13 protein-coding genes are annotated in these 21,193 nt (G+C 66.1%); 4 read left to right on the forward strand and 9 right to left on the reverse strand.

Features of this window, described 5'->3' with window-relative positions; all coding sequences use genetic code 11:
- Positions 1-491: 491 nt before the first annotated feature.
- The 5 genes from A6A05_RS08160 to A6A05_RS08180 form a co-directional block, all read right to left on the reverse strand.
- Positions 492-917, reverse strand: coding sequence for a hypothetical protein (locus tag A6A05_RS08160; protein ID WP_068499279.1), 426 nt, complete (start codon positions 915-917; stop codon positions 492-494).
- Entirely contained in the window at positions 914-2,224 is a 1,311-nt protein-coding gene (locus tag A6A05_RS08165; RefSeq protein WP_068499280.1) for a methyl-accepting chemotaxis protein, read from the reverse strand. Before A6A05_RS08165 ends, A6A05_RS08160 begins: the two co-directional genes overlap by 4 nt.
- 128 nt (positions 2,225-2,352) lie before the next feature.
- Positions 2,353-2,883, reverse strand: a complete 531-nt coding sequence (locus A6A05_RS08170) for a PAS domain-containing protein (protein ID WP_068499282.1) — start codon at positions 2,881-2,883, stop codon at positions 2,353-2,355.
- 24 nt (positions 2,884-2,907) lie between these two features.
- Positions 2,908-3,213, reverse strand: coding sequence for an STAS domain-containing protein (locus A6A05_RS08175; RefSeq protein WP_068499516.1), 306 nt, complete (start codon positions 3,211-3,213; stop codon positions 2,908-2,910).
- A 111-nt stretch (positions 3,214-3,324) separates the two neighbouring features.
- Positions 3,325-5,091 carry a M3 family oligoendopeptidase gene (locus A6A05_RS08180; protein ID WP_068499283.1) on the reverse strand — a complete coding sequence of 589 codons (1,767 nt, stop codon included), beginning with the start codon at positions 5,089-5,091 and terminating at the stop codon, positions 3,325-3,327.
- 67 nt (positions 5,092-5,158) lie between these two features.
- Here A6A05_RS08180 and A6A05_RS08185 point away from each other — a divergent pair, with 67 nt between their 5' ends.
- Entirely contained in the window at positions 5,159-6,964 is a 1,806-nt protein-coding gene (locus A6A05_RS08185; RefSeq protein ID WP_068499285.1) for an AMP-dependent synthetase/ligase, read from the forward strand.
- Between the two features lie 66 nt (positions 6,965-7,030).
- Here the strand turns inward: A6A05_RS08185 and A6A05_RS08190 are convergent, their stop codons facing one another.
- Positions 7,031-8,011: an NAD-dependent epimerase/dehydratase family protein gene (locus A6A05_RS08190; protein WP_068499286.1), complete on the reverse strand. Its 981-nt coding sequence runs from the start codon at positions 8,009-8,011 to the stop codon at positions 7,031-7,033.
- 189 nt (positions 8,012-8,200) lie between these two features.
- Between A6A05_RS08190 and A6A05_RS08195 the strand changes: the two genes are divergently transcribed.
- Positions 8,201-11,581 carry an indolepyruvate ferredoxin oxidoreductase family protein gene (locus A6A05_RS08195; RefSeq protein ID WP_068499288.1) on the forward strand — a complete coding sequence of 1,127 codons (3,381 nt, stop codon included), beginning with the start codon at positions 8,201-8,203 and terminating at the stop codon, positions 11,579-11,581.
- On the opposite strand, the gene A6A05_RS08200 is transcribed toward A6A05_RS08195, so the two are convergent.
- The gene (locus tag A6A05_RS08200) at positions 11,578-14,814 is read right to left on the reverse strand and encodes a FecR domain-containing protein (RefSeq protein ID WP_172822226.1); all 3,237 of its coding nucleotides are present in this window, start codon (positions 14,812-14,814) and stop codon (positions 11,578-11,580) included. The two genes, A6A05_RS08195 and A6A05_RS08200, sit on opposite strands and share 4 nt — an antisense overlap.
- Positions 14,815-15,025: 211 nt before the next feature.
- Here A6A05_RS08200 and A6A05_RS08205 point away from each other — a divergent pair, with 211 nt between their 5' ends.
- Positions 15,026-18,655, forward strand: coding sequence for a tetratricopeptide repeat protein (locus tag A6A05_RS08205; protein ID WP_068499291.1), 3,630 nt, complete (start codon positions 15,026-15,028; stop codon positions 18,653-18,655).
- A 296-nt stretch (positions 18,656-18,951) separates the two neighbouring features.
- Here the strand turns inward: A6A05_RS08205 and A6A05_RS20760 are convergent, their stop codons facing one another.
- On the reverse strand, positions 18,952-19,215 hold the full coding sequence (locus A6A05_RS20760; protein ID WP_156520957.1) for a DUF1127 domain-containing protein: 264 nt from the start codon (positions 19,213-19,215) through the stop codon (positions 18,952-18,954).
- Between the two features lie 182 nt (positions 19,216-19,397).
- On the opposite strand from A6A05_RS20760, the gene A6A05_RS08210 reads away from it, so the two are divergent.
- Positions 19,398-19,865: a RidA family protein gene (locus A6A05_RS08210; protein WP_068499518.1), complete on the forward strand. Its 468-nt coding sequence runs from the start codon at positions 19,398-19,400 to the stop codon at positions 19,863-19,865.
- Positions 19,866-19,873: 8 nt separating this feature from the next.
- Here the strand turns inward: A6A05_RS08210 and A6A05_RS08215 are convergent, their stop codons facing one another.
- Positions 19,874-21,073: a GGDEF domain-containing protein gene (locus tag A6A05_RS08215; RefSeq protein WP_068499519.1), complete on the reverse strand. Its 1,200-nt coding sequence runs from the start codon at positions 21,071-21,073 to the stop codon at positions 19,874-19,876.
- Positions 21,074-21,193 lie beyond the last annotated feature (120 nt).

Here is a 21,193-nt window from a genome sequence, read left to right on the forward strand (position 1 = left end):
GGCATCTCTGAAATCCAGCGCCTGGGCCAAGCCAGGACGAAGCCGCCTGCGCGAAACTATTGACAGCGAACATGAGAGCAGGCTGCTAAAAAACTCGCTCCGCCTTCCATTCCAGCGTCACCCCCGCGCAGGCGGGTGTCCATGTTGGGGCGAAATGAATATCCCTACCACAAGATATTGAGTGGCTGCTGCATGGATTCCCGCTTTCGCGGGAATGACGGGAGTTTTTCCGCAGCCTGTTAGATTGACTCACGCCCCCACACTGCGACATGGACATCCCTGATTGCCCGGCCAAGCCCGACAGCGATAATAAAGAATGGCTTGCATCGCCTACGACTTTCGCGACGACGTCGTCCTCAAGGTCAGAGCAGCCCAATTCAGGGGGTTCTCACCGTACCCTCGGGGGGCACGACCCGCTTTCGAAAGCGGGGAGACCAAAAGAAAGCAGGCGGGCGACCCGTTAATATTTTACCGAAATAAGCCCAAGCGAATCAGGCCAAGGCCAGGACACTCGACACCGCCATCGCCAACAGCAGCGGCACCAAGATCAGCAGCGGCAATCCGCCTGGCCGGCGGAGCAGCGGGACGGCCACCACCAGCCCCCACGCCACCAGCACCAGCGTCACCACGACGGCGAATTCGCCCGGCCCGTGCGGGCGGAACAGCGGGAAGCCCCAGCGGGTTTCAACGAAGACGCCAGAGGGGTTGAACAGCGCCGCCAAGCTGCCGGCCAGGGCCAGGGCATAGGGGCGGCTGACGGCGCAGCCGCAGCCGCCACCAACCCGGGCGGCGGCATGGATGAACATGGCGGCAGCCAGCGGCCGCAGGCCGACGGCGATCAGACCGACCGGTTCAGGGAAGATCGGCGCGACCAAGGCCGCCACCACCAGGACGGCGCAAGCCCCCAGCCCGATCACCGCACTTTCTGCAGGTATTGCTCGACCCGGCCGCTCAAGGATTGCACCACCTCGCTCAGCAGGTTGGCACTCCAGATCACGCGGATGGTGCCGCCGCAGGCCTGGGCCGACACCTGCGACACCACCGCCACCGAGTGCGACACCTCTTCCGCCTTTTGCGCCACGTCCTCGATGTTGGCCGAGATGTCGCGCGTTGCCGCTTCCTGCTTCTGCACCGCCTGGGCGATGGTCGCGGTGATCTCGTCCATCTGGCGGATGGTGCCGACGATCTCGTCGATGGCCGACACCGCCTCGCGCGCCGCGCTCTGGATGGCGCCGACCTGACTGGTGATGTCCTCGGTGGCCCGGGCCGTCTGGTTGGCCAGGCTTTTCACCTCGTGCGCCACCACCGCAAAGCCCTTGCCGGCTTCGCCCGCGCGTGCTGCCTCGATGGTCGCATTCAGGGCCAGCAGGTTGGTCTGGCTGGCGATCTCGCTGATCAACTGGACCACCGTGCCGATCTTCGTGACCGCCTGGGCCAGGCCGTTAACCCGCTGCGAGGTCGAGGAAATATTGGCCACCGCCTCGTGGGCGACCGAGCTGGACAGCGTCACCTGCTGCGAGATTTCGTTGATGGCTTCGGCCAGTTGGCGGGTCACTTCCGACACCGCCTGGGCGCTTTCCGAGGTCGCCTGGGCGGCGTCGCCGACATCGATCGAGCGCGAGCCGGCCCGTTCCGACCGTTGGGCCATCTGGTCGGCGGTCTTGGCGATGCCGTCGGTCGACTTGGCGACCTGGCTGACCATCGCCTTGACCGCTTCCTCGAAGTCGGCGGTTTCCTTGCCGCGTTCCTCCATGTCGCCCAGCACCTTGTTGATCAGGCGGGCGAAGGTCAGGAAGTCGCCGCGCAGCCCCTCTTCCGGGATGATGCGGAAATATTCCTTGCGGCCGGCCCGGGCCATGGCGGCGCCGGTATCCTTGGCGAATTCCTCGGACAGGTCCAACAAGCGGTTGACGCCGTGCAGCAACCGGCCCAGATCGTCGTCGCGGCCGATACGCAGGATGCGGGCGTTGAGGTCGCCGGCCGAGGCCGCCATCACCACATCGGCCGAACGGCGGATCAGCTCACGCTCGGTCGCGCTCTGCCCGCCGCCACCGCCGGCCAGCCCGATCGCCGCCAGGGCGGCCCCCGCCATCGCCAGCAGCAGCACCCCCAGGGCGACACCATCCAGCCCGCTTTTCACCGCCAGCGCCAAAGCGGCCGCCGCCAGAAGGACCAAGCCGATCCAGCCCCACAGGGCCTTGCCGCCGGAAGTTGGGCTCGACATCGGTGCCTCCTCGTGTGGTGTTTCTGAAATTCGCATGGCAATTCGAATTGCAGAATCACCACACAATTCAACAAATGAGTGGCCTGCTTATCCCCGGAATTCGCTATGCGAATTTCGGGGGCAGGACACTACCGACAAATAGCGAAAATCAGCTGGTCGTAACTGGAAAATCCCAACTGGCCGACCGTGGCCTTCAGGGCGGCATAGGATTGCTCCAGGCCGGCCTTGCGATCGGGATTGGATTTTTCGATTTCCAGCAACTGGGCGTAAAGCGGCTTGACGGTGTCGACCGCCGATTGCTTGGGCACCCGCCGATTGGAATGATAGCCGACGATGGCGCCGTCGGGGCCGAAATTGGGGGTGACGTGGGCGAACACCCAATATTCGTCGCCGTTCTTGGCGCGGTTCAGCACATAGGCAAAGATTTCGTCGCCCAGCTCGATCACGTCCCACAGCAGGCGGAACACGCAGCGCGGCATGGCCGGATGACGCAGGATCGAATGGGGGGCGCCCAGCAACTCGTCCTCGGAATAGCCGCTCATGGCGATGAAGACGTCGTTGGCATAGGTGATCTTGCCGGTCCGGTCGGTCTTCGACACGATGATCTCGTCGGGGCGGAATGACCGCTCCTTGCCGGTCAGAAACAGATCGGCCGCCATCTCAGCTCTCCTGACCAGAAATCATCATGGGATGATCTCGAAGGTCTTTGCGGCCTCGGTCAGCTCAAGCAGGCGGGCGACCTTGTCCTTCGGTCGGGCCAAGGACAGCTTGGCCCCGATGGCGGCGACGTCTTCCTGGGCGATGTACAAAAGGCCCAGCCCGACGGAATCGATCATCGTCAGTTCCGACAGGTCGAAGACCACCGCCTGGGGGCGCTTCGCGACGATGTTGGCCAGCAACTCGCGGAATTCGACGTTGACGGTGAAGTTCATTTGTCCGGTGAACGTCACGGTGACGGTCCCGGACTGTTCGCTGAACCGGTAACTCATGCCATATCCCCTGAACAGGACCATGCGACGCACAGCCCACTAACCATTCGGTTATAGTATGAACCCGCAGGCAGGATTGGAAAGTGGAATTCTCATCTCTCCACTAACTTATCACATGGCTTCAAGTTCATCGATAAAGCCCACCACCACGTCCAGTCCCTGGCGCCAGAAGGCCGGGTCGGCGGCGTTCAGACCGAAGGGCGCCAGCAGATCGCCGTGGCGCAGGGTGCCGCCGGCCTTCAGCATGTCGAGATACTTGTCCTGGAAGCCCGGTGCGCCCTGCTGGTAGACCGAGTAAAGCGAATTGACCAGGCAATCGCCGAACGCATAGGCGTAGACATAGAACGGCGTGTGGACGAAGTGCGGGATATAGGTCCAGAACGCCTTGTATTCGTCGTGGAAGCAGAGCGCCGGCCCCAGGCTGTCGGTCTGGATCTTCATCCAGATTTCGCCGATCCGTTCGGCCGACAATTCGCCCGAGCGGCGTTCTTCGTGCACCATGCTCTCGAATTGGTAGAAGGCGACCTGGCGGACCACGGTGTTCAGCATGTCCTCGACCTTGCCGGCCAGCATGGCCTTGCGGCGCTTCGGCGTGGCGGCGCCCGCCAGCATCGACTGGAAGGTCAGCATCTCGCCGAACACCGACGCGGTCTCGGCCAGGGTCAAGGGGGTGTCGGCCATCAGGCCGCCCTGGCCGGCGGCCAGGACCTGATGGACGCCATGGCCCAATTCGTGGGCCAGGGTCATGACGTCGCGGGTCTTGCCCTGGAAGTTGACCAGCAGATAGGGGTGGACGCTGGTGACGGTCGGATGGGCGAAGGCGCCCGGCGACTTGCCGGGCCGAACCGGCGCGTCGATCCAGTTGGAATCGAAGAATTTCCGCCCGATTCCGGCCAATTCGGGGCTGAAGGCCTGGTAGGCGGTCAGCACGGTGTCACGCGCCTGACCCCAGGTGAAGGTGGTATCGTCGTCATCGGGCAGCGGCGCGTTGCGATCCCAGTAATCCAGGCAACCAACGCCGAACCACTTGGCCTTCAGCCGATAATAGCGGTGGCTCAATTGCTCGTAGCACGAGCTGACGGCGGCGACCAGGGCATCGACCACCTCGTCTTCCACCTGGTTGGACAGGTTGCGCGACGATTGCGGCCGGGCGTAGCGGCGCCACTTGTCCTCGATCTCCTTGTCCTTGGCCAGGGTGTTGGTGATCAGCGCGAACAAGGGGGCGTTCTCGCCCAGCACCATTCCCAAGCCCTTGGCGGCCTCGCGGCGCTTGGCCGGGTCGCGGTCGCTCATCAGATGCAGGGCCTCGGCCGAGGTCAGCGACTGGCCGCCGATGGGAAAGCGCAGCCGGGCCATGGTCTCGTCGAACAGGCGGTTCCAGGCGGCGCGCCCGGCCACCGACTTCTCGTGCAGCAGCTTCTCGCACTCGTCGGACAATTGGTGATCGCGGAACACCCGGACGTCGCGCAGCCACGGCGCATAATGGCCGGCGGCCGGGTCGGCCTGCTTGGCGGCCAGCACCGCATCGTCCAGGCGGTTGATTTCCAGCGTGAAGAACAAGGTGTGGGTCGAGATGTCGGTCACCCGTTCCTGGATGCCCTGATAGAAGCGGGCGCGTTCCGGGTCGGTCTGGTCGCCGGAATAAAGCAACTGGGCATAGGACAGGGCGCGATAGATCACTTCGCCCAGGCGCTCGTAAAGGGCGATGGCGGCACCGAACTCGGCCCCCGACAGATCGGCCAGCCGACCGGCGAAGCGCTCGGAAAAAGCCTTGGCCTGGGCCTCGGCATCGTCGAGATCGCGGGCCAGTTCGGGCGAATCGGGCGCGGCATAAAGGTCGGACAGATCCCATTCGGGAAGGGTGTCGATGTGGTTCATGCCGGGAGCCTCCTTGCCATCGGACCGAAAAACGCGTTGAACTAACAGCTAAGGGAGGGAGGCCCCCATGTCCATCGATTACGACGCGGCCCGCAGCATACCGGCCATTTTCCTGGCGCAGGCCGACCAATTGGGCGACAAGCCCTTCCTGGCGGCCAAGCAGGGTGGGGCTTGGTGTTCCATCTCGTGGGCCGAGGCGCGCGACCGCGCCCTGGCCCTGGCCTCGGGCCTGAAGGGTTTGGGACTGGCCCCGGGCGACCGGGTCATGCTGGTGTCGGAAAACCGCCCGGAATGGGCCATCGCCGACCTGGCCATCATGCTGGCCGGCGGCATCACCGTGCCGGCCTATGTCACCAACAATGCCGCCGACCATTTGCACATCCTGACCGATTCGGGGGCGCGGATCATCCTGGTCTCGACCGCCGCCCTGGCCGAGCGGGTACTCGAGGCCGCCGTCCGCTCGGCCCGACCGCCGACAATCATCTGTCTGGACATGCCCGAGCGCCACCAGGCCCATCAGGTCACGGTGCTGGACTGGGCCGAAACCGCCCAGGCCGAGCCCGACGTCGTCCAGCTCATTCGCCGTCAGACCGCCGACATTCGCCGCGACGACATAGCCTGCCTGATCTACACCTCGGGCACCGGGGGTGCGCCAAGGGGGGTCATGCTGTCGCACGGAGCCATGATCGCCGATTGCGCCGGCGCCTTCCGGCTATTGGAACGGGTCCGCCTGGCCGACGAGGTCTTCCTGTCGTTCCTGCCGCTGTCGCACGCCTATGAACACACCGTCGGGCTGATCTTCCCCATCACCATCGGCGCCCGGATCGTCTATGCCGAGGGGCTGGAGCAATTGGCCGCCAACATGGCCGAGATCCGGCCCACCATCATGACCGCCGTGCCGCGCCTGTACGAAAGCATGCGAGCGCGCATTCTCAAGGCGGTCGAGCGCCAAGGCGGCGCCAAGGCCAAACTGTTCCACCAGGCCGTTGACCTGGGCCGGAAGCGATATCTGCACGGGCGGCTGGGGCCGCTGGACTGGCTGGCCGACAAGGCGCTGGACCGGCTGGTGCGCACCAAGGTCGCGGCTCGTTTCGGCGGCCGCCTGAAGGCGCTGGTGTCGGGCGGCGCGCCCCTGGCGCCCGAGGTCGGGTTGTTCTTCACCGCGCTGGGCGTGCCGATCCTGCAGGGCTATGGCCAGACCGAGGCCGGGCCGGCCATCTCCTGCAGCCCGCCCGACCGTATCCGCATCGAGACGGTCGGCCCGCCGCTGGCCGGCATCGAGCTGGCCATCGCCGAGGACGGCGAGATCCTGGTCCGCGGCGAGGTGGTGATGACCGGCTATTGGAACGACCCCGCCGCCACCGCCCGCACCATCGACACCGACGGCTGGCTGAAGACCGGCGACATCGGCGAAATCGATCCCGACGGCTATCTGCGCATCACCGATCGCAAGAAGGACATCATCGTCAACTCGGGCGGCGACAACGTCTCGCCGCAGCGGGTCGAGGGGCTGTTGACCCTGCGCCCGGAAATCGCCCAGGCGATGGTGCATGGCGACCGCCGCCCGCATCTGGTGGCCTTGCTGGTCCCCGACGGCGACTGGGCGGCCCAGTGGGCCAGGGACAATGGCCAAGCCGGCGAGTTGGCCGAGTGGTGCGCCCTGCCCGCTTTTCGCCGCGCCGTCGCCGACGCGGTCGATCATGTCAATGCTGGATTGTCACCGATCGAGAAGGTCCGCCGCTTCGTCCTGTGTGCCGAGCCCTTCACCACCGACAACGGCATGATGACCCCGACACTGAAGGTCCGCCGCCATGTGGTGCGCGAACGGTTCGGCGCCCAGCTCGAGGCCCTTTATCATACGAAATCCGAATAATTCGGATTTCAAGGCCCTCGCCGGGCGGGGCCTGCGGCCCCTTGGCCGCGCCCTATGGGCGCCGGATCACAGCCCGTGATAGGTCTTGAACCACTCGATGAACTTGGGCACGCCTTCCGCGATCGGCGTCGTCGGCGCGAAGCCGACGTCACGCTGGATGGCGGTGATGTCGGCATAGGTTTCCTTGACGTCACCCGGCTGCATCGGCTCGAGCACGTATTCGGCCTTGCGGCCCAGGCACTTCTCGATCAGCCCGACATAATCCATCAGGCTTTCGGAAGAGTTGTTGCCGATATTGTAGATGCGATAGGGCGGCAGGCCGCCTTCATCCTTGGGCGGATTGTCCAGCACCCCGATGACGCCCGAGACGATGTCGTCGATATAGGTGAAGTCGCGGCGCATGTCGCCATTGTTGAAGACATGGATCGGCTTGCCGTCGACGATGGCCCGCGCGAACAGGAAGGCGGCCATGTCGGGGCGCCCCCACGGGCCGTACACCGTGAAGAAGCGAAGTCCGGTGGTCGGCAGCCGGTACAGGTGCGAGTACGAATGGCTCATCAGCTCGCACGAGCGCTTGGTGGCGGCATAAAGCGAAATCGGGGTATCGACCCGGTCATCGACCGAGAAGGGCAGCTTGGTGTTGGTGCCATAGACCGACGACGAACTGGCATAGACGAAATGGCGGCAATTGGGATTGTTGCGGGCCATTTCCATCAGGACCAGATGACCCTCGACATTCGAGCGGGTGTAGTCGTGCGGCGCCTTCAGCGAATGGCGCACGCCGGCCTGGGCCGCCAGGTTGATATAGGCGGTGATGTCGGGGAACAACTCGGCCACTTCGGCCATGGCCGGGCGTTCGGCGATGTCGGCCTGGATGAAGGAAAAGCCCGGATGCTCGGTCAGCCGCGCCAGACGGGCGCGCTTCAGGGCCGGATCGTAATAGGGGTTGAGGTTATCGACCCCGACGACCTTTTCACCGCGCTCCAGCAGGCGAAGCGAGGTGTGGTAACCGATGAATCCGGCGGCGCCAGTGACGAGAACGCTCATGAGACGACCCTGATATGAATGACGCCCTTGATATACCCCGGACGGCCCCGGAAATCACCCCCTCAAATTGGCCGGCGAATTGGCAAGTTTGTTGCCTGATCGACATCAATTTAATGATTTGATTGCGTTTTTTCGCCACCTCTTCCGAAATCCGCCTTTCCTCCCCACGTCAAATCAAGGGAGGCCACCATGTCCGTCACCCCGAATCTGACCCTGGATCACAAATATACCGCCCGTTCCGGGCTGGTGCTGCTGTCGGGCATCCAGGCCCTGGTGCGGCTGCCGATGCTGCAGCGCGCCCGGGACAAGGCCGCCGGCATCAACAGCGCCGGCTTCATCTCGGGCTATCGCGGCAGTCCGCTGGGCGGGCTGGACAAGGAATTGTGGCGGGCCGAGAAATTCCTGAAGCAAGCCGACACGGTGTTCCGCCCCGGCCTGAACGAGGATCTGGCCGCCGCCGCCATCTGGGGCAGCCAGCAGGTCACCTTGTTCGAGGGCGCCTTGGTCGATGGGGTGTTCGCCCTGTGGTACGGCAAGGGCCCCGGCCTCGACCGTTCGGTCGATGTGTTCAAGCACGCCAATTCGGCCGGCACCGCCCGCCATGGCGGCGTGCTGGTGGTGGCCGGCGACGATCACGGCTGCAAATCCTCGACGCTGGCGCACCAGTCCGAACAGGTGCTGATGGCGGCCCAGATGCCGGTGCTGAACCCGGCCAACGTGCAGGAACTGGTGGATTACGGATTGCTGGGCTGGGCGCTGTCGCGCTGGTCCGGTCTATGGGTGGGCTTGAAGGCGATCACCGAGACGGTGGAAAGCTCGGGCCTGGTCGATGTCGATCCGTGGCGGCTTGCCATCCTTACCCCGGGCCAGCGGCCGGACCTGGCCATCCGCTGGCCCGACCGCTTCCTGGAACAGGAAATGCGTCTGATGGGGCCGAAGATCGAGGCGGCCCTGGCCTTCGCGCGGGCCAACCATCTGGACCGGGTGGTGGTGGATTCGCCCCAGCCGCGCTTCGGCATCGTCACCACCGGCAAGGCCCATCTGGACGTGCTGCAGGCGCTGGACGATCTGGGCATCGACCTGGATTACGCCGCCCGCATGGGCCTCAAGGTCTACAAGGTGGGCATGAGTTGGCCGCTGGAGGCCGACGGCATCCGCGCCTTCGCCGAGAGACTGGACGAGATTTTAGTGGTCGAGGAAAAGCGCCCGGTCATCGAGGACCAGCTGAAGGCCCAGCTTTACAATTGGCGGGAAGACGTGCGCCCGCGCGTGGTCGGCAAGCAAGACCAGGACGGCGCGCCGCTGCTGCCCAGTCATGGCGAGCTGACGCCGGCGATGATCGCCCGAATCATCGCTGCCCGCATCGGCCGCTTCTACACCTCGCTTGGCATCCGCGAGCGCCTGGCCTGGCTGGATGCCAAGGAAGCCGCCTTGCAGGCCGTGCCCCAGGGCTTTGCCCGCGTGCCCTATTTCTGCGCCGGCTGCCCGCACAACAGTTCGACCAACGTGCCCGACGGCAGCCGCGCCGCCGCCGGCATCGGCTGCCATTACATGGCCACCTGGATGCCCGAGCGCCGCACCGAGACCTTCACCCATATGGGCGGCGAAGGTGCGCCATGGATCGGCCAGACCCCGTTCACCACCACACAGCACATCTTCCAGAATCTGGGCGACGGCACCTATTACCATTCCGGCCTTCTGGCCATCCGCGCCTGTGTCGCGGCCAACGTCAACATCACCTACAAGATTCTTTACAACGACGCCGTGGCCATGACCGGCGGCCAGCCGGTCGATGGGCCGCTGTCGGTGCCGGCCATCGCCGCCCAGGTCCGGGCCGAGGGGGTGACCCGCATCGCCGTGGTGTCGGATCGTTCCATCGCCTATGCCGACCAATTGCCGCCCGGCACCAGTACCCATCACCGCGACGACATGGACGCGCTGCAGCGGTCCTTGCGCGAGCATCCCGGCGTGTCGGTGCTGATCTACGACCAGACCTGCGCCGCCGAGAAGCGTCGGCGCAGAAAGCGCGGCCTGATGGACGACCCGCCCGAGCGGGTCTTCATCAACCAGGCGGTGTGCGAGGGCTGCGGCGATTGCGGCGAGGTGTCGAACTGCGTCGCGGTGGTGCCGGTGGAAACCGAGTTCGGCCGCAAGCGGGCCATCGACCAATCGGCCTGCAACAAGGACTTCAGCTGCCTGAAGGGCTTCTGCCCCAGCTTCGTCACCGTCACCAACGCGACGCCCAAGCGGGCCGCTGCCGCCGACTGGGCGGGCGATTTGCCGTCCCCCACCCTGCCCGATAGCCGCCAACCCTTCGGCATCATCGTCACCGGCATCGGCGGAACCGGAGTGGTCACCGTCGCCCAGGTGCTGGGCATGGCCGCCCATCTGGACGGCAAGGCGGTCACCGCGCTCGATCAGACCGGTCTGGCCCAGAAGAACGGCGCGGTGGTCAGCCATGTGCGGCTGTGCGACGACCCGGCCCGCCTGCATGCCGTGCGCATCGCCGATGGTGGCGCCAATCTGCTGCTGGCCTGCGACATGGTGGTGGCCGCCGGGTTCGACACCCTGGCCAAACTGAAGGCCGGCCGCACGGCGGCCATCATCAACGACCACCAGACCATGCCGGCCAGCTTCACCCATGCGCCCGATTTGGCCTATCCGGCCGGCTCGATGCATGACGCCATCAATAATGCCGTTGGAGGGGCCGGCCACTTCATCGATGCCGGTCGCATCGCCACGCGATTACTGGGCGACGCGCTGGCCACCAACCTGTTCCTAGTCGGCCTGGCCTGGCAAAAGGGCCTGATCCCCCTGTCGGAAGAGGCCATCGACGGCGCCATCGCCCTGAACGGCGCCATGGTCGAGTTCAACCGCGCCGCCTTCCTGTGGGGCCGCCGCGCCGCTCACGACCGCAAACAGGTCGAGGCCCTGGCCGATCCCCACCCCGCCCCGGCCCTGTCACAAAATCTGGACGAATTGATCGCAGCCCGGATGGTCCATCTGACCGCCTGGGGCGATCAAGCCTGGGCGGCGCGCTACCGCACCTGGGTCGAGCGCGCCCGCGCCGCCGAAACCGACCTGGCCCCGGGCTCGACCCGCCTGACCGAGGCGGTGGCCCGCTCGCTGGCCAAGCTGATGAGCTATAAGGACGAATACGAGGTGGCAAGGCTGTATGGCGGCCTGGACGACCAATTGAAGGCCCAGTTCGAAAGCTGGGACAAGGTCCTGCCGCACTTGGCGCCCCCGTGGCTGGGCACCCGCAAATACAAATTCGGCCCATGGATGCTGACCCTGTTCGAAGGCCTCAAGCACTTGAAGAGCCTGCGCGGCACCTGGCTCGATCCGTTCGGATATTCGGCCGAGCGCCGGCTGGAACGCGCCTTGATCGACGAGTATCAGCGGGTGCTGGACGACCTGCTGTCGAACCTGACCGCCGACAAGTTGGACCTAGCAACCGAGATCGCCCGTCAGCCGCTGGCGATGCGCGGCTTCGGCCATGTCAAGGCGGCCAACGTCGCCAAGGCGCGGACGGAAACTGAGCGGCTGATGAGTGTGTGGAAAGGTTAATTGCCGCGATCGACGTCGCTGTTGGCGATGCCGGCCAGGCTGGTCACGCCGTCCAGGGTGGCGATCTGGTAGGAATTGCTGGTGCTCGCCGCTTCCTGCGCCTCGGTGTACCACACCTGCAGCGGATTGCTGCCGTCACCGATGATAACGATTGCCTTGCCGGTCGAGGCGTCGCCGCCATTGAGGTCGGTCGCCGTTGCGGTCAGGGCGGTGGCGGTCTCGATATACTCGATCGACCCGGCGGTCACGCTGAGCGCCCCCGACGTGCCCATGGCGAAGGTCGGGTTGGACAGGCGGACGACATCGACACCCGAGGTGAAGCCGTAAATGGTGTCGGTGCCCAGCGACATGTCGGCGACCACACCGTTGACCAGCGGCGTGCCGTACTGGCGGAACTCGAACACGTCGGCGCCGTTACCGCCGGTCAGGCTGTCAGTGCCCTGGCCGCCGATCAGGGTGTCGCCGCCCATGCCGCCGATCAGGGTATCGCCGCCCTTGCCACCCCACAGGATCAGGGCCGCCGAGGTCTCGCCCGAGCCGTCGAGAATGACCGTCGAGGTGGTCCCGTTGGTGTGGGCATCGACCGTTAAGCCGGTGGTCGGCGCCGTCGAATCGGCCAGCGTGACGTTGAAGGAACTGTCGTAATTGCTGTTGCCGAGATTGATGGTCTCGAAACCGGTGATGTTGTCGAAGGTCATCTGGCCGGGCATGGTGCCCAACAGGTCCAGCGTGTCGGTGCCGGTGCCGCCGTCCAGGCTCATGGTGTCGGCGGTCGCAAAGGAATTGCAGATCACGCTGATGGAATCGTTGTCGGCCCCGCCGGCCAACGACACCAACCCGCCGCCAAAGCGCAAATCGATGGTGGCGTTATCGATGCCGGCCCCGAAATCGAGATTATGCAGATGCCCGAAATTCTGGAACGGCTGGGTGATCAGATTGTCATTGCCGCCCGACAGGGTCAGGTCGCCGGCATCCCAGGCCAGCACCTTGAGCTTGGCCGCCCCACCATCAAAGACCGAGGGCGAACCGGAATAGCGGTCGAGTGCCTCGAAATCGGCGCCCATCTGACCGGTGACGCCGGAAATCACCAAGGACAGACCCCACATGCCGTCCTGGCCCCAGCCGCTGGCGGTGGTGCTGGTGGTCAGGTCGGTGCTGGTCAGGCCGGAAAAGTTGAAATGGTTGAGGTTGCTGTCCGGCCGGCTGTCGGCGTTGGTATCGACATTGTCGGTGGCAGTCGATCCGCCCGCCAGCAGCAGGTTGCCGCCATTGCTGATGGAGAAGGTGTCGCCGCCGCCTTTGCCGAACGCCACCAGCCCGGCCATCATCAGATCGTCGGGAATCGCGATGGTATCGGCGGACGAACTGCCGGCATAGGCATAGCCGGTCTTGTCGGCCCCCATGTTCTTGATCGGCACGACGCTGCTTAGGGATTGCGGACCGCTGCCATAGCTGAACGAGGAGCTGCTGGTGTAGTCGGTGATGACCTGGGACGACGAGAACAGAAATTCCTCGATGCCCGAATAGGTCATGACATCGGCCAAGGTTCCCGACAGCGTCGAATAGAAGAAGGCCTGGCCGGAATTGAGGGTCGCCTGGTCGGTGACGATCTTGACCCACATGTCGTCCATGCCGTCGATCGCCAGTTGGTCGGTGCCGTCACCGCCGCCGATACTGTCGGTGCCGCCGACGGTCGAGTTGGGGTCGTCGTGAATATAGAAACTGGTGTTCTCGCCCGCCGACCCGGTGACGGAATCGTTGCCCGCGGTCAGATTGATCTTTTGGGAAAAGGTGGTCGGATTTTCCACGTCCAATTGCGGCATGTTGGGGTCGTTGGCCAGCAGATTCTCGATAAACGCCTTCTCGGCCTGGTCGCTGACCGCCGCCAGGAAATCCTGGAATGTCTGGTTCTGATTTTCGGGCGCGAACTGCTCGGCGACGTCGCCGATTTCGGCCAACGGATTGAGCATGTCGGCGATGCTTTGACCGCCGCTCAAGAATCCCAGCGAGCCGAAGGCGTCGCCATACATGGCGCCCGGCTGGGTGAACACCCCGTAGATCGAGCCCGACACCCCGCCCGGCAGGTCGGTGGCCGACAGGAACAGATCGGCGGCGGCCTGCAATTCGGCCAGCGCTTCCTTGGCGGCTCCTTCCGGGATCAGCCCTTCCTTGACCGCTTCCTTGATCGCCTCTTCGGCGGCGGCCTGGCCTTCCTTGGCGGCCGCTTCCTTGGCGGCGGCGGCCTCGGTGCCGGTGGCGCCGGCGTTCGGGCCGCCCTCGGCCGGTCCCTGCTGGCCCTGCTGCTGTTGCTGCTGTTGGTTCTGCGGCGAGATCGGGTTCTGCCCCGGCGGCGGCGGTGCCGGGCGGGCCGAGATGGCGTCGCCGTACTGCGCCTGCACCTGGGCCTGTGTCAGCGTCACCGGCGGCGGCGGCGGCTGGGTGAAGCTGGTCAGTTGCATGCTTTGGAACGGCTGGCTCATCACCTGGGTACCGCCGGCGGTGGCGATCGAGATTTGGCCGGTGCCGGCGCCCTGGTCCAGCAGGGTGACGGTGTTGTTGCTGCCCTCGGCGGCGGCGAAGCCGGCCACCGTGGTCCCGCGCACGCCGATGGTCATCACCGGCGTCCTGACCTTCATGGCATCGGGCGCCGCCTTGGCCACCTCGCCCGAGACGAACGAGAAGGTGCCCTGCACCACCGAGACCTGGGAATGCGCCTCGTTGGGCCGGCCGGGATCGAACACCATGTCGTCCAGCACCATGCGGCCCTTGGCGCCCAGCGCGAAGGTCGAACTGTCGGCCAGGATCAGGCCGACCGCCCCCTTGTCGCCGGTTTCGATGACGTCGCCCTGGGCCAGCTTGGCGTTCAGGGCCAGCGGCTCGCGGGTGCCGTCGCCATGGCGTACGAAGGCCGGCCCGCTGACCTTGCTGACGATGCCGATATATTGCAGCGCCCCCATCGGATCGCCGGCCTGTGCGAACATGCCCGGCGCCAGCGGCCCGGCCAGGATCAAGGCCAGATCGGCGGGAATCTGAGCGCCCGAGGCAGTGGCCAGGCTGGGCGGATTCGGCTGTTCGTACCAGCCGGCCACCATCACCTGCTGGCCGTCCTCGCCCTTCAGGATCAGATCGTGACCCGAACGGACGAACTGGGCGGTCAACAAAAGATCGCCGCCGGGCACGATGACAGTCCCGCCCGAGTGGGCTTGGACAACCACCTGTGGCGTGATCTTCACCACGAGCTTCGGAACTGGCGACACCGCGTTCATCGGACCAATGCCCCCCTTCAGGCATCCAAGGCTCGACTAAGACTCCTGCCCTAATTATGCCACAAGTGCGGCTTCGACGCTAACCTCATCCTTTTTGGCAAGCCTGCTCGCTTTGCGCTTGACCCCTGCGGATTCGCGCGGTTGACTGCCTTTCAGGGAGCGTTCGAGGGGAACCGGTATGAGCGAGGACCATCTTGCCGGATTTGGGGCAGGCAACGCCGGATTCGGCAGCTTCGAGCTGGCCGCCGCCGAGGCCGCCCGCGCCACCGGCGACCTGGTCACCGCCCTGCATTGGTACGATTCGGTCCTGGCGCTGGACGCCGGCCATGTCGAGGCCCAGGTCGGCCGTTGCGGCGTGCTGCGCATCATGGGCAAAACGCGCGAGGCGATGACGGAACTGGCCCGCATCCTGGCGGTCCACCCCAAGAACTTGCCGGCCCGGTTGGAACTGGCGCTGACCCTGCAACGCATGGGCCGCAGCGACGAAGCCCGCACCACCTATGCCATGCTGGTCCGCGAACCCAATGCGCCGTCCGAGGCCTGGCACGGATTGGCCCTGGTCCTGCTGGCCGAGGGCAAGGAACAGGCCGCCGAGACGGCGCTGCGCCGCTCGCTGGCCCTGGCCCCCAACCGCATCGAAGGCCGCCAGCAACTGGCCGACCTGATCGCGCGCCGCCAGGACCTGGTCACCGCCGCCGATCTTTACCACGACATCCTGGCCATCGCCCCCGATTCCGCCGCCGCCCACGCCGGCCTGGGCCAGGCGCTGATCGGCATGGGCCGCATGGACGAGGCCCGCGATCAGTTGGAACGCGCCCTGGCGCTGGAATCCGAGAATTCCACCGCCCATCTGGGCCGCGCCCGCATGAATTTGCTGGAAGGCAACCTGGCCGCCGCCTGGGACGACATGGAATGGCGCTGGCGCCAGTCGCCGCGCCCGCGCCCGCAAGCCCCCGGCGAGCCATGGGGCGGCAACCACGAGGTGACCGGCCGCACCATCTTGCTGTGGAGCGAGCAGGGCATCGACGACACCTTGCAGATGCTGCGCTATGCCCAGATCTTCGCCGCCAAGGGCGCCCAGGTCGTCCTGGCCCTGCCCGAGCCGCTGGTCCCGCTGGGCAAGGGCGTCGCCGGTGTCGCCCGCACCCTGGCTTCGGGTAAGCCGCTGCCGCCCGATCTGCAGGTGGATTACAGCGTGTCGCTGGCCGACCTGCCGCGCCTGTTCGGCACCACCCTGACCAGCATTCCGCCCGCGCCCTATATCGAGGCGCCGGCCGGGCACCGTCCGCGCGTGTCGGCGCCGCCCGGCGCGGTGCTGAAGGTCGGCCTGGCCTGGGCCGGGCCGCGAGCCGCCTGGGCCGTTCCCTTCCCGCAGATGATGACCCTGATGGGCCATCCCGGAATCGCCATGTTTGGCCTGCAGCTCGGGACCCGCGCCGAGGATGCCCACCGCCTGGCCCACCCGACGCTGGTGCACGATTTGTCGCCCAGTATCGGCAATTACGCCGACATGGCCGGCCGCATCGCCGAGATGGACCTGATCATCACCGTCGACGGCAATGTCGCCCATCTGGCCGGCGCCATGGGAAAGCCCGTGTGGGTGATGCTGCCCTACGCGCCTGATTGGCGCTGGATGCTGCACCGCGACGATTCGCCGTGGTACCCGACGGCGCGCCTGTTCCGTCAGGAACGCGCGGGCGATTGGACCGGAATCATCACCCATCTGATGGTGGCCCTTGATGAACGGGTCGGCGCCGAGCACCAGCGCCGCCAGGCCGAGGCCCGCGGCCAGATGGGGCCGAAGGCGGCGACCCGGGCGTTCCTGTCGACCCATCTGAAGGCCGGCGACCTGTTCGTCGATATCGGCGCGGGCGACGGCACCCACAGCCTGGACGCCGCCTGCCATCCGGCCGGCGACATCCGCGTCCTGGCGATCGACGCCAAACCGTCCGATGCGGCCATCTTCAGCGACACCGTCGATCTGTCGGGACTGTCGGACCAGATCGAGGTGATGTGCCAAGTGGTCGGCGGTGGGCAGGGGCCGGCATTGGTGGCCGGGCGGCCGCGCGCCGGCCGCACGGTTTTCGCCCTGCCCCAGTGGGTGCGATCCGACAAGCGCTCCACCACGGTCGATGCGCTGATCGCCGACCGATCCGACCTGATCGCCGCCCGGCTGATCGTGCGCATCGGCGCCGCCGGTTCGGTGGACGATATCGTTTCCGGCATGAGCGGATCGCTGGCCAGCGGCAGCATCGCCATCCTGGTGTTCGAAAATCGCGAGGGGATCGCGGCGCCGCAGGTGCTGGCCGATTTCGGCTATCAACTCTTCTGCTTCCCGTCCGAGATCGCCGCCGGCCGGCTGGTGCCGTTCGACGGGCGCCCCGGCATCGTGCTGGCCCTGGCCGCCGGCCAGAAGCCGGCCACCGAATATGGCGACGCCAACGACCCGACCTCTCCGGCGGCGATGTCGCGGGCCTCGGCCCAGGCCGCCGAGCTGGCCGGCTGGGGCGTCAACGAGCTGAATGCCGGCCGCCCCAACGCCGCCGGCGAGATGTTCGCCAAGGCGCTGGCCCAGGACCCCGGCAATGTCGAGGCCAACGCCAATCTGGGCGGACTGCTGCGGCGCATCGGCCGCGCCGAAGCCGCCGCCGCTTGTTGGCGCCGCGCCCTGAAGGCCGGCGGCGGCCCGGTGATCCGCGCCAATCTGGCCAACGTGCTGCGCGAGATGGGCCATGCCGCCACCGCCGAGGCGATGTTCCTGAAGGTGCTGGCCGACGATCCGGCCAACCCGCGCACCCTTTATGCCTTCGCCATGCTGCTGCGCGAGCAGGGCCGCGCCAAGGAATCATTGGCCACCCTGGAACGGGTCGCCGCCGCCGATTCCTCGCTGCTGAAGCCGCACGACCTGGCCGTCGGCCTGCTGAAGGCCGGCAATCTGGCGCGCGGCATGGCCGAGATGGTCAATCGACGGCCGGTGCCCCTGCCCCAGCATACCGCGCCGGAATGGGATGGCAGCCGCCTGGAAGCGCGCACCATCCTGGTCCGCGACGAAGGCGATGCCATCGACACCATTCAGTTGGCCCGCTATCTGCCGATGGTGGCGCGCGAGGGCGGCCTGGTCACCGTCGAATGCGTCCCCGAACTGGCCCGTCTGCTGTCCGGCGTCGCCGGGGTCGAGCAGGTGGTGCCGCGCGGCGAGCCGCTGCCCGCCGTCGATTGCGCCGTCCGCCTGCTGGATGTGCCGCGCCTGCTGGGCACCACGTCGCGCACCACGCCGATCCGCGACGTGCCCTATCTGCGATTGCCCGACGACGTGCCGGCCTTCCGCTTTCCCGACGACGGCCGCCTGCGGGTCGGCGTCGCCTGGTCCGGGCGCCCCAATTCGCGGCAGGTGCCGTTGTCGGCGCTGCTGCGGCTGGCCGCCGACCCGACGGTCAATCTGATCAGCCTGCAACGCCCGCCGGAAGCCGATCAGCTGGTCCAAAGCGGGTACCGCACTTTCTTCGAAGACATGGGCAGCCGGTGCGCCGACCTGGCCGAATCGGCCGGCATCATCGCCGGGCTCGACCTGGTCCTGGCCGGCGACACCGCCGAGGCCCACATCGCCGGCGCCCTGGGCAAGACCGTGTGGGTGATGCTGCCGCTGGGCAATGACTGGCGCTGGGTCGATGGCCGCGACGACAGCGTGTGGTATCCGACCATGCGGGTGTTCCGCCAAAGCCAGGACGGCACCTGGGATCGCGCCATCCAGCGCGTGTCGGAAGCCCTGGCGGCGATGGCCGCCGGCAAGCTGGGCCGGCGCAGCTAAAGTCTGTCTGAGTTTGGTGGAACGGGATTTTTATCTCGCCACCCTCGGGCTTGACCCGAGGGTCCACGCGCTGGGGCGCAAAAATCATTTGAAACAATGGAATGGGCGGAGCCACGTGGATGCCCGCGTCAAGCGCGGGCATGACCGGTGGAGGAAGCGTGCTTCGGCTTACTCTACCCCACAAACGATAACGCCCTGCCTGTCCGAGCGCCCGGGGAGAGGGGCGGCGCTCAAGGACAAACAGGGCGTGTCGAAATTCTGCCCGGGACCGTATCGGATTACCCGGGTTCAGGCGCTCAGTGCTTCGGCTTCCACTGATTGACGAAATAGGGAACCTCGTCCTCGGACAGTCCCAGATCCTTCAATTCGCGGTGATCCAGGCCGGCCATCTCGGATTGCAGACGATTGCGGGCGATACGGTCCTGCACCGGACGGACGACGGTGTCTTCCAGGAAAGACACGGCCTGCTGCCACAGAGAGGTCGCCGGACGGCGGGGAACAGGGCTCGGCCCGCAGACCGGATTGGGGGCACAAGGCCCGAAGGCGGGGGACAGGGACATCGGCGGCTCCATCGAGCAGGGTTTGAATGCTTGTAAGAAGCATATGGTTTGGCAACGCCGAACAACAAGATACATTTTTGCATGACTGCAGGCGTTTTTTGCATCACTTCCACACCCCCTTCCCCGCCACGCATTTGCCGGCTACCCTGGCCGCCCTCGACCGCCCCCCCAAGGAGACCAAGATGGCCGCCAATCCGGAAACCCGCCTGACCGAGCTGGGGATCACCCTGCCGGTTCCCGCCGCCGCCGTGGCCAATTACGTGCCGTCGGTGCTGACCGGATCGTTGCTGTTCGTGTCGGGCCAGCTGCCGCTGGAAAACGGCAAGGCAGCGGTGGTCGGCCGATTGGGCGACAATGTCACCATCGAGGATGGCGTTCGCGCCGCCCGCCTGTGCGGGCTGAATCTGTTGGCCCAGGCGCGCGCTGCCTGCGACGGCGACCTGAACCGGGTCAAGCGGCTGGTGCGCATGACAGCCTTTGTCGCCGGCACGCCGGACTTCTTCGACCAGCCCAAGGTGGTCAACGGAGCGTCGGATTTGATGGTCGAGGTGCTGGGCGAGGCCGGCCGCCATGCCCGCGTCGCCGTGGGCGTCGCCGCCCTGCCACTTAACGTCGCCGTCGAGATCGAGGCGATCTTCGAGATCGCCTGAAGATCGGATCAGCTGGCGGCGATGGCCTGTTCGGGAAGGTCGCCGCCGGCAATCAGCTTGTCACCGTCGCCGACGACCCGGTCCTTGCCGGTCTGCTTGGCCATATACATGCGATGGTCGGCCTTTTCGACCAGTTCCTGCCATTGCTGGCAATCGTCGGCCGTGCGCTCGGCCACGCCGATCGAGGCGGTGACCGGGTTGCCGTCGGGACGCACGCCCAACCCGGCCTCGCGCAGGCGCAGCATGGCGATGCGGGCCCCTTCGGGATCGGTGTTGGGCATCAGGGCCAGGAATTCCTCGCCGCCCCAGCGGATCAGCACGTCGCCGCGCCGCAGCACCTTGCGAAGCGCAGCCGAGGCCGCCCGCAAGGTGTTATCCCCCTCTTCGTGGCCATAGCGGTCGTTGATCGACTTGAAATTGTCCAGATCGACGAAGGCCAGCGAGAATGGCGTCTTCGAGCGCATCGAGGTCAGGAATTGCTGGACCAGCATCTCCTCGCCGACGCGGCGGTTATAGGCGCGGGTCAGGCCATCGTGCGAGGATTGGTCGACCAGCTGGCTCATGAAATGCAACTGGCTCATGCCGGCCAGGGTCGCCACCACCGCCAGCAGCAGCAGCAGCCACTGCGCCCCCAGGTGCGAGGCGAACGGCAGCAACTGGTAGCCCAGGATGCCGGTCAGCAGATAGGCCAACAGCAAGGGCAGCGACAGCAGCGCACCCTCGATGGCGGTGATGGGGAACACCGCCAGCCCGGCCACCATGACGAAGGGCAGGAAGGCGTAGCCAGCCGCCACCACCTGCTGGGCCGGATCGGAAATGGCGAACTGAGCCAACAGCGGATGGCTGATCAGGAAGAACACCGTCGGGATCGACAACAGCCAGATCAGGCCCCAGCGGGCCACCGCCACGCTGTCGGCACCGCGATAGGCCAGGCACAGCAAGATGAAGGCGATCGAGGCCAGCACGCGCAGCGCCGCCAGATACATCGACAACGCTGTCTCGAAAATGAACAGATCGACGGGGATCCACAGGGGCGTCAGCACGGCGAAAACCGCAGAAACCAACCGCACACGCGACAGGATCAGCAGCGAGCGGCGGCGCTGGACGAAGGCCGACTGGCGCGTGGGGATAAACAGATCGAAGATTTCCGCCAGCGTCATCCCAGAGAAGACGATGGACAACACCCTGCCGATCAACACCTTGACCATGTTCACTTGGCGGTATCCTTTTGCCCCCGTGACCACCAGTTCCATCGAACGGTACTTGGTCCATCTCGCACATGCAAGGCCTTTGCACACAAGGCCTTGCGCCGTTGCGACACGGCCATT

The sequence above is a fragment of the Magnetospirillum moscoviense genome (genome assembly GCF_001650635.1).
GTDB classification, from domain to species: domain Bacteria; phylum Pseudomonadota; class Alphaproteobacteria; order Rhodospirillales; family Magnetospirillaceae; genus Magnetospirillum; species Magnetospirillum moscoviense.

Excerpts from the sequence above, each read along its gene's own strand:
- A6A05_RS08165 (WP_068499280.1), bottom strand. The coding sequence starts at position 2,224 with ATGTCGAGCCCAACTTCCGGCGGCAAGGCCCTGTGGGGCTGGATCGGC.
- A6A05_RS08170 (WP_068499282.1), bottom strand. The coding sequence starts at position 2,883 with ATGGCGGCCGATCTGTTTCTGACCGGCAAGGAGCGGTCATTCCGCCCC.
- A6A05_RS08175 (WP_068499516.1), bottom strand. The coding sequence starts at position 3,213 with ATGAGTTACCGGTTCAGCGAACAGTCCGGGACCGTCACCGTGACGTTC.
- A6A05_RS08180 (WP_068499283.1), bottom strand. The coding sequence starts at position 5,091 with ATGAACCACATCGACACCCTTCCCGAATGGGATCTGTCCGACCTTTAT.
- A6A05_RS08185 (WP_068499285.1), top strand. The coding sequence starts at position 5,159 with ATGTCCATCGATTACGACGCGGCCCGCAGCATACCGGCCATTTTCCTG.
- A6A05_RS08190 (WP_068499286.1), bottom strand. The coding sequence starts at position 8,011 with ATGAGCGTTCTCGTCACTGGCGCCGCCGGATTCATCGGTTACCACACC.
- A6A05_RS08195 (WP_068499288.1), top strand. The coding sequence starts at position 8,201 with ATGTCCGTCACCCCGAATCTGACCCTGGATCACAAATATACCGCCCGT.
- A6A05_RS08205 (WP_068499291.1), top strand. The coding sequence starts at position 15,026 with ATGAGCGAGGACCATCTTGCCGGATTTGGGGCAGGCAACGCCGGATTC.
- A6A05_RS20760 (WP_156520957.1), bottom strand. The coding sequence starts at position 19,215 with ATGTCCCTGTCCCCCGCCTTCGGGCCTTGTGCCCCCAATCCGGTCTGC.
- A6A05_RS08210 (WP_068499518.1), top strand. The coding sequence starts at position 19,398 with ATGGCCGCCAATCCGGAAACCCGCCTGACCGAGCTGGGGATCACCCTG.
- A6A05_RS08215 (WP_068499519.1), bottom strand. The coding sequence starts at position 21,073 with ATGGTCAAGGTGTTGATCGGCAGGGTGTTGTCCATCGTCTTCTCTGGG.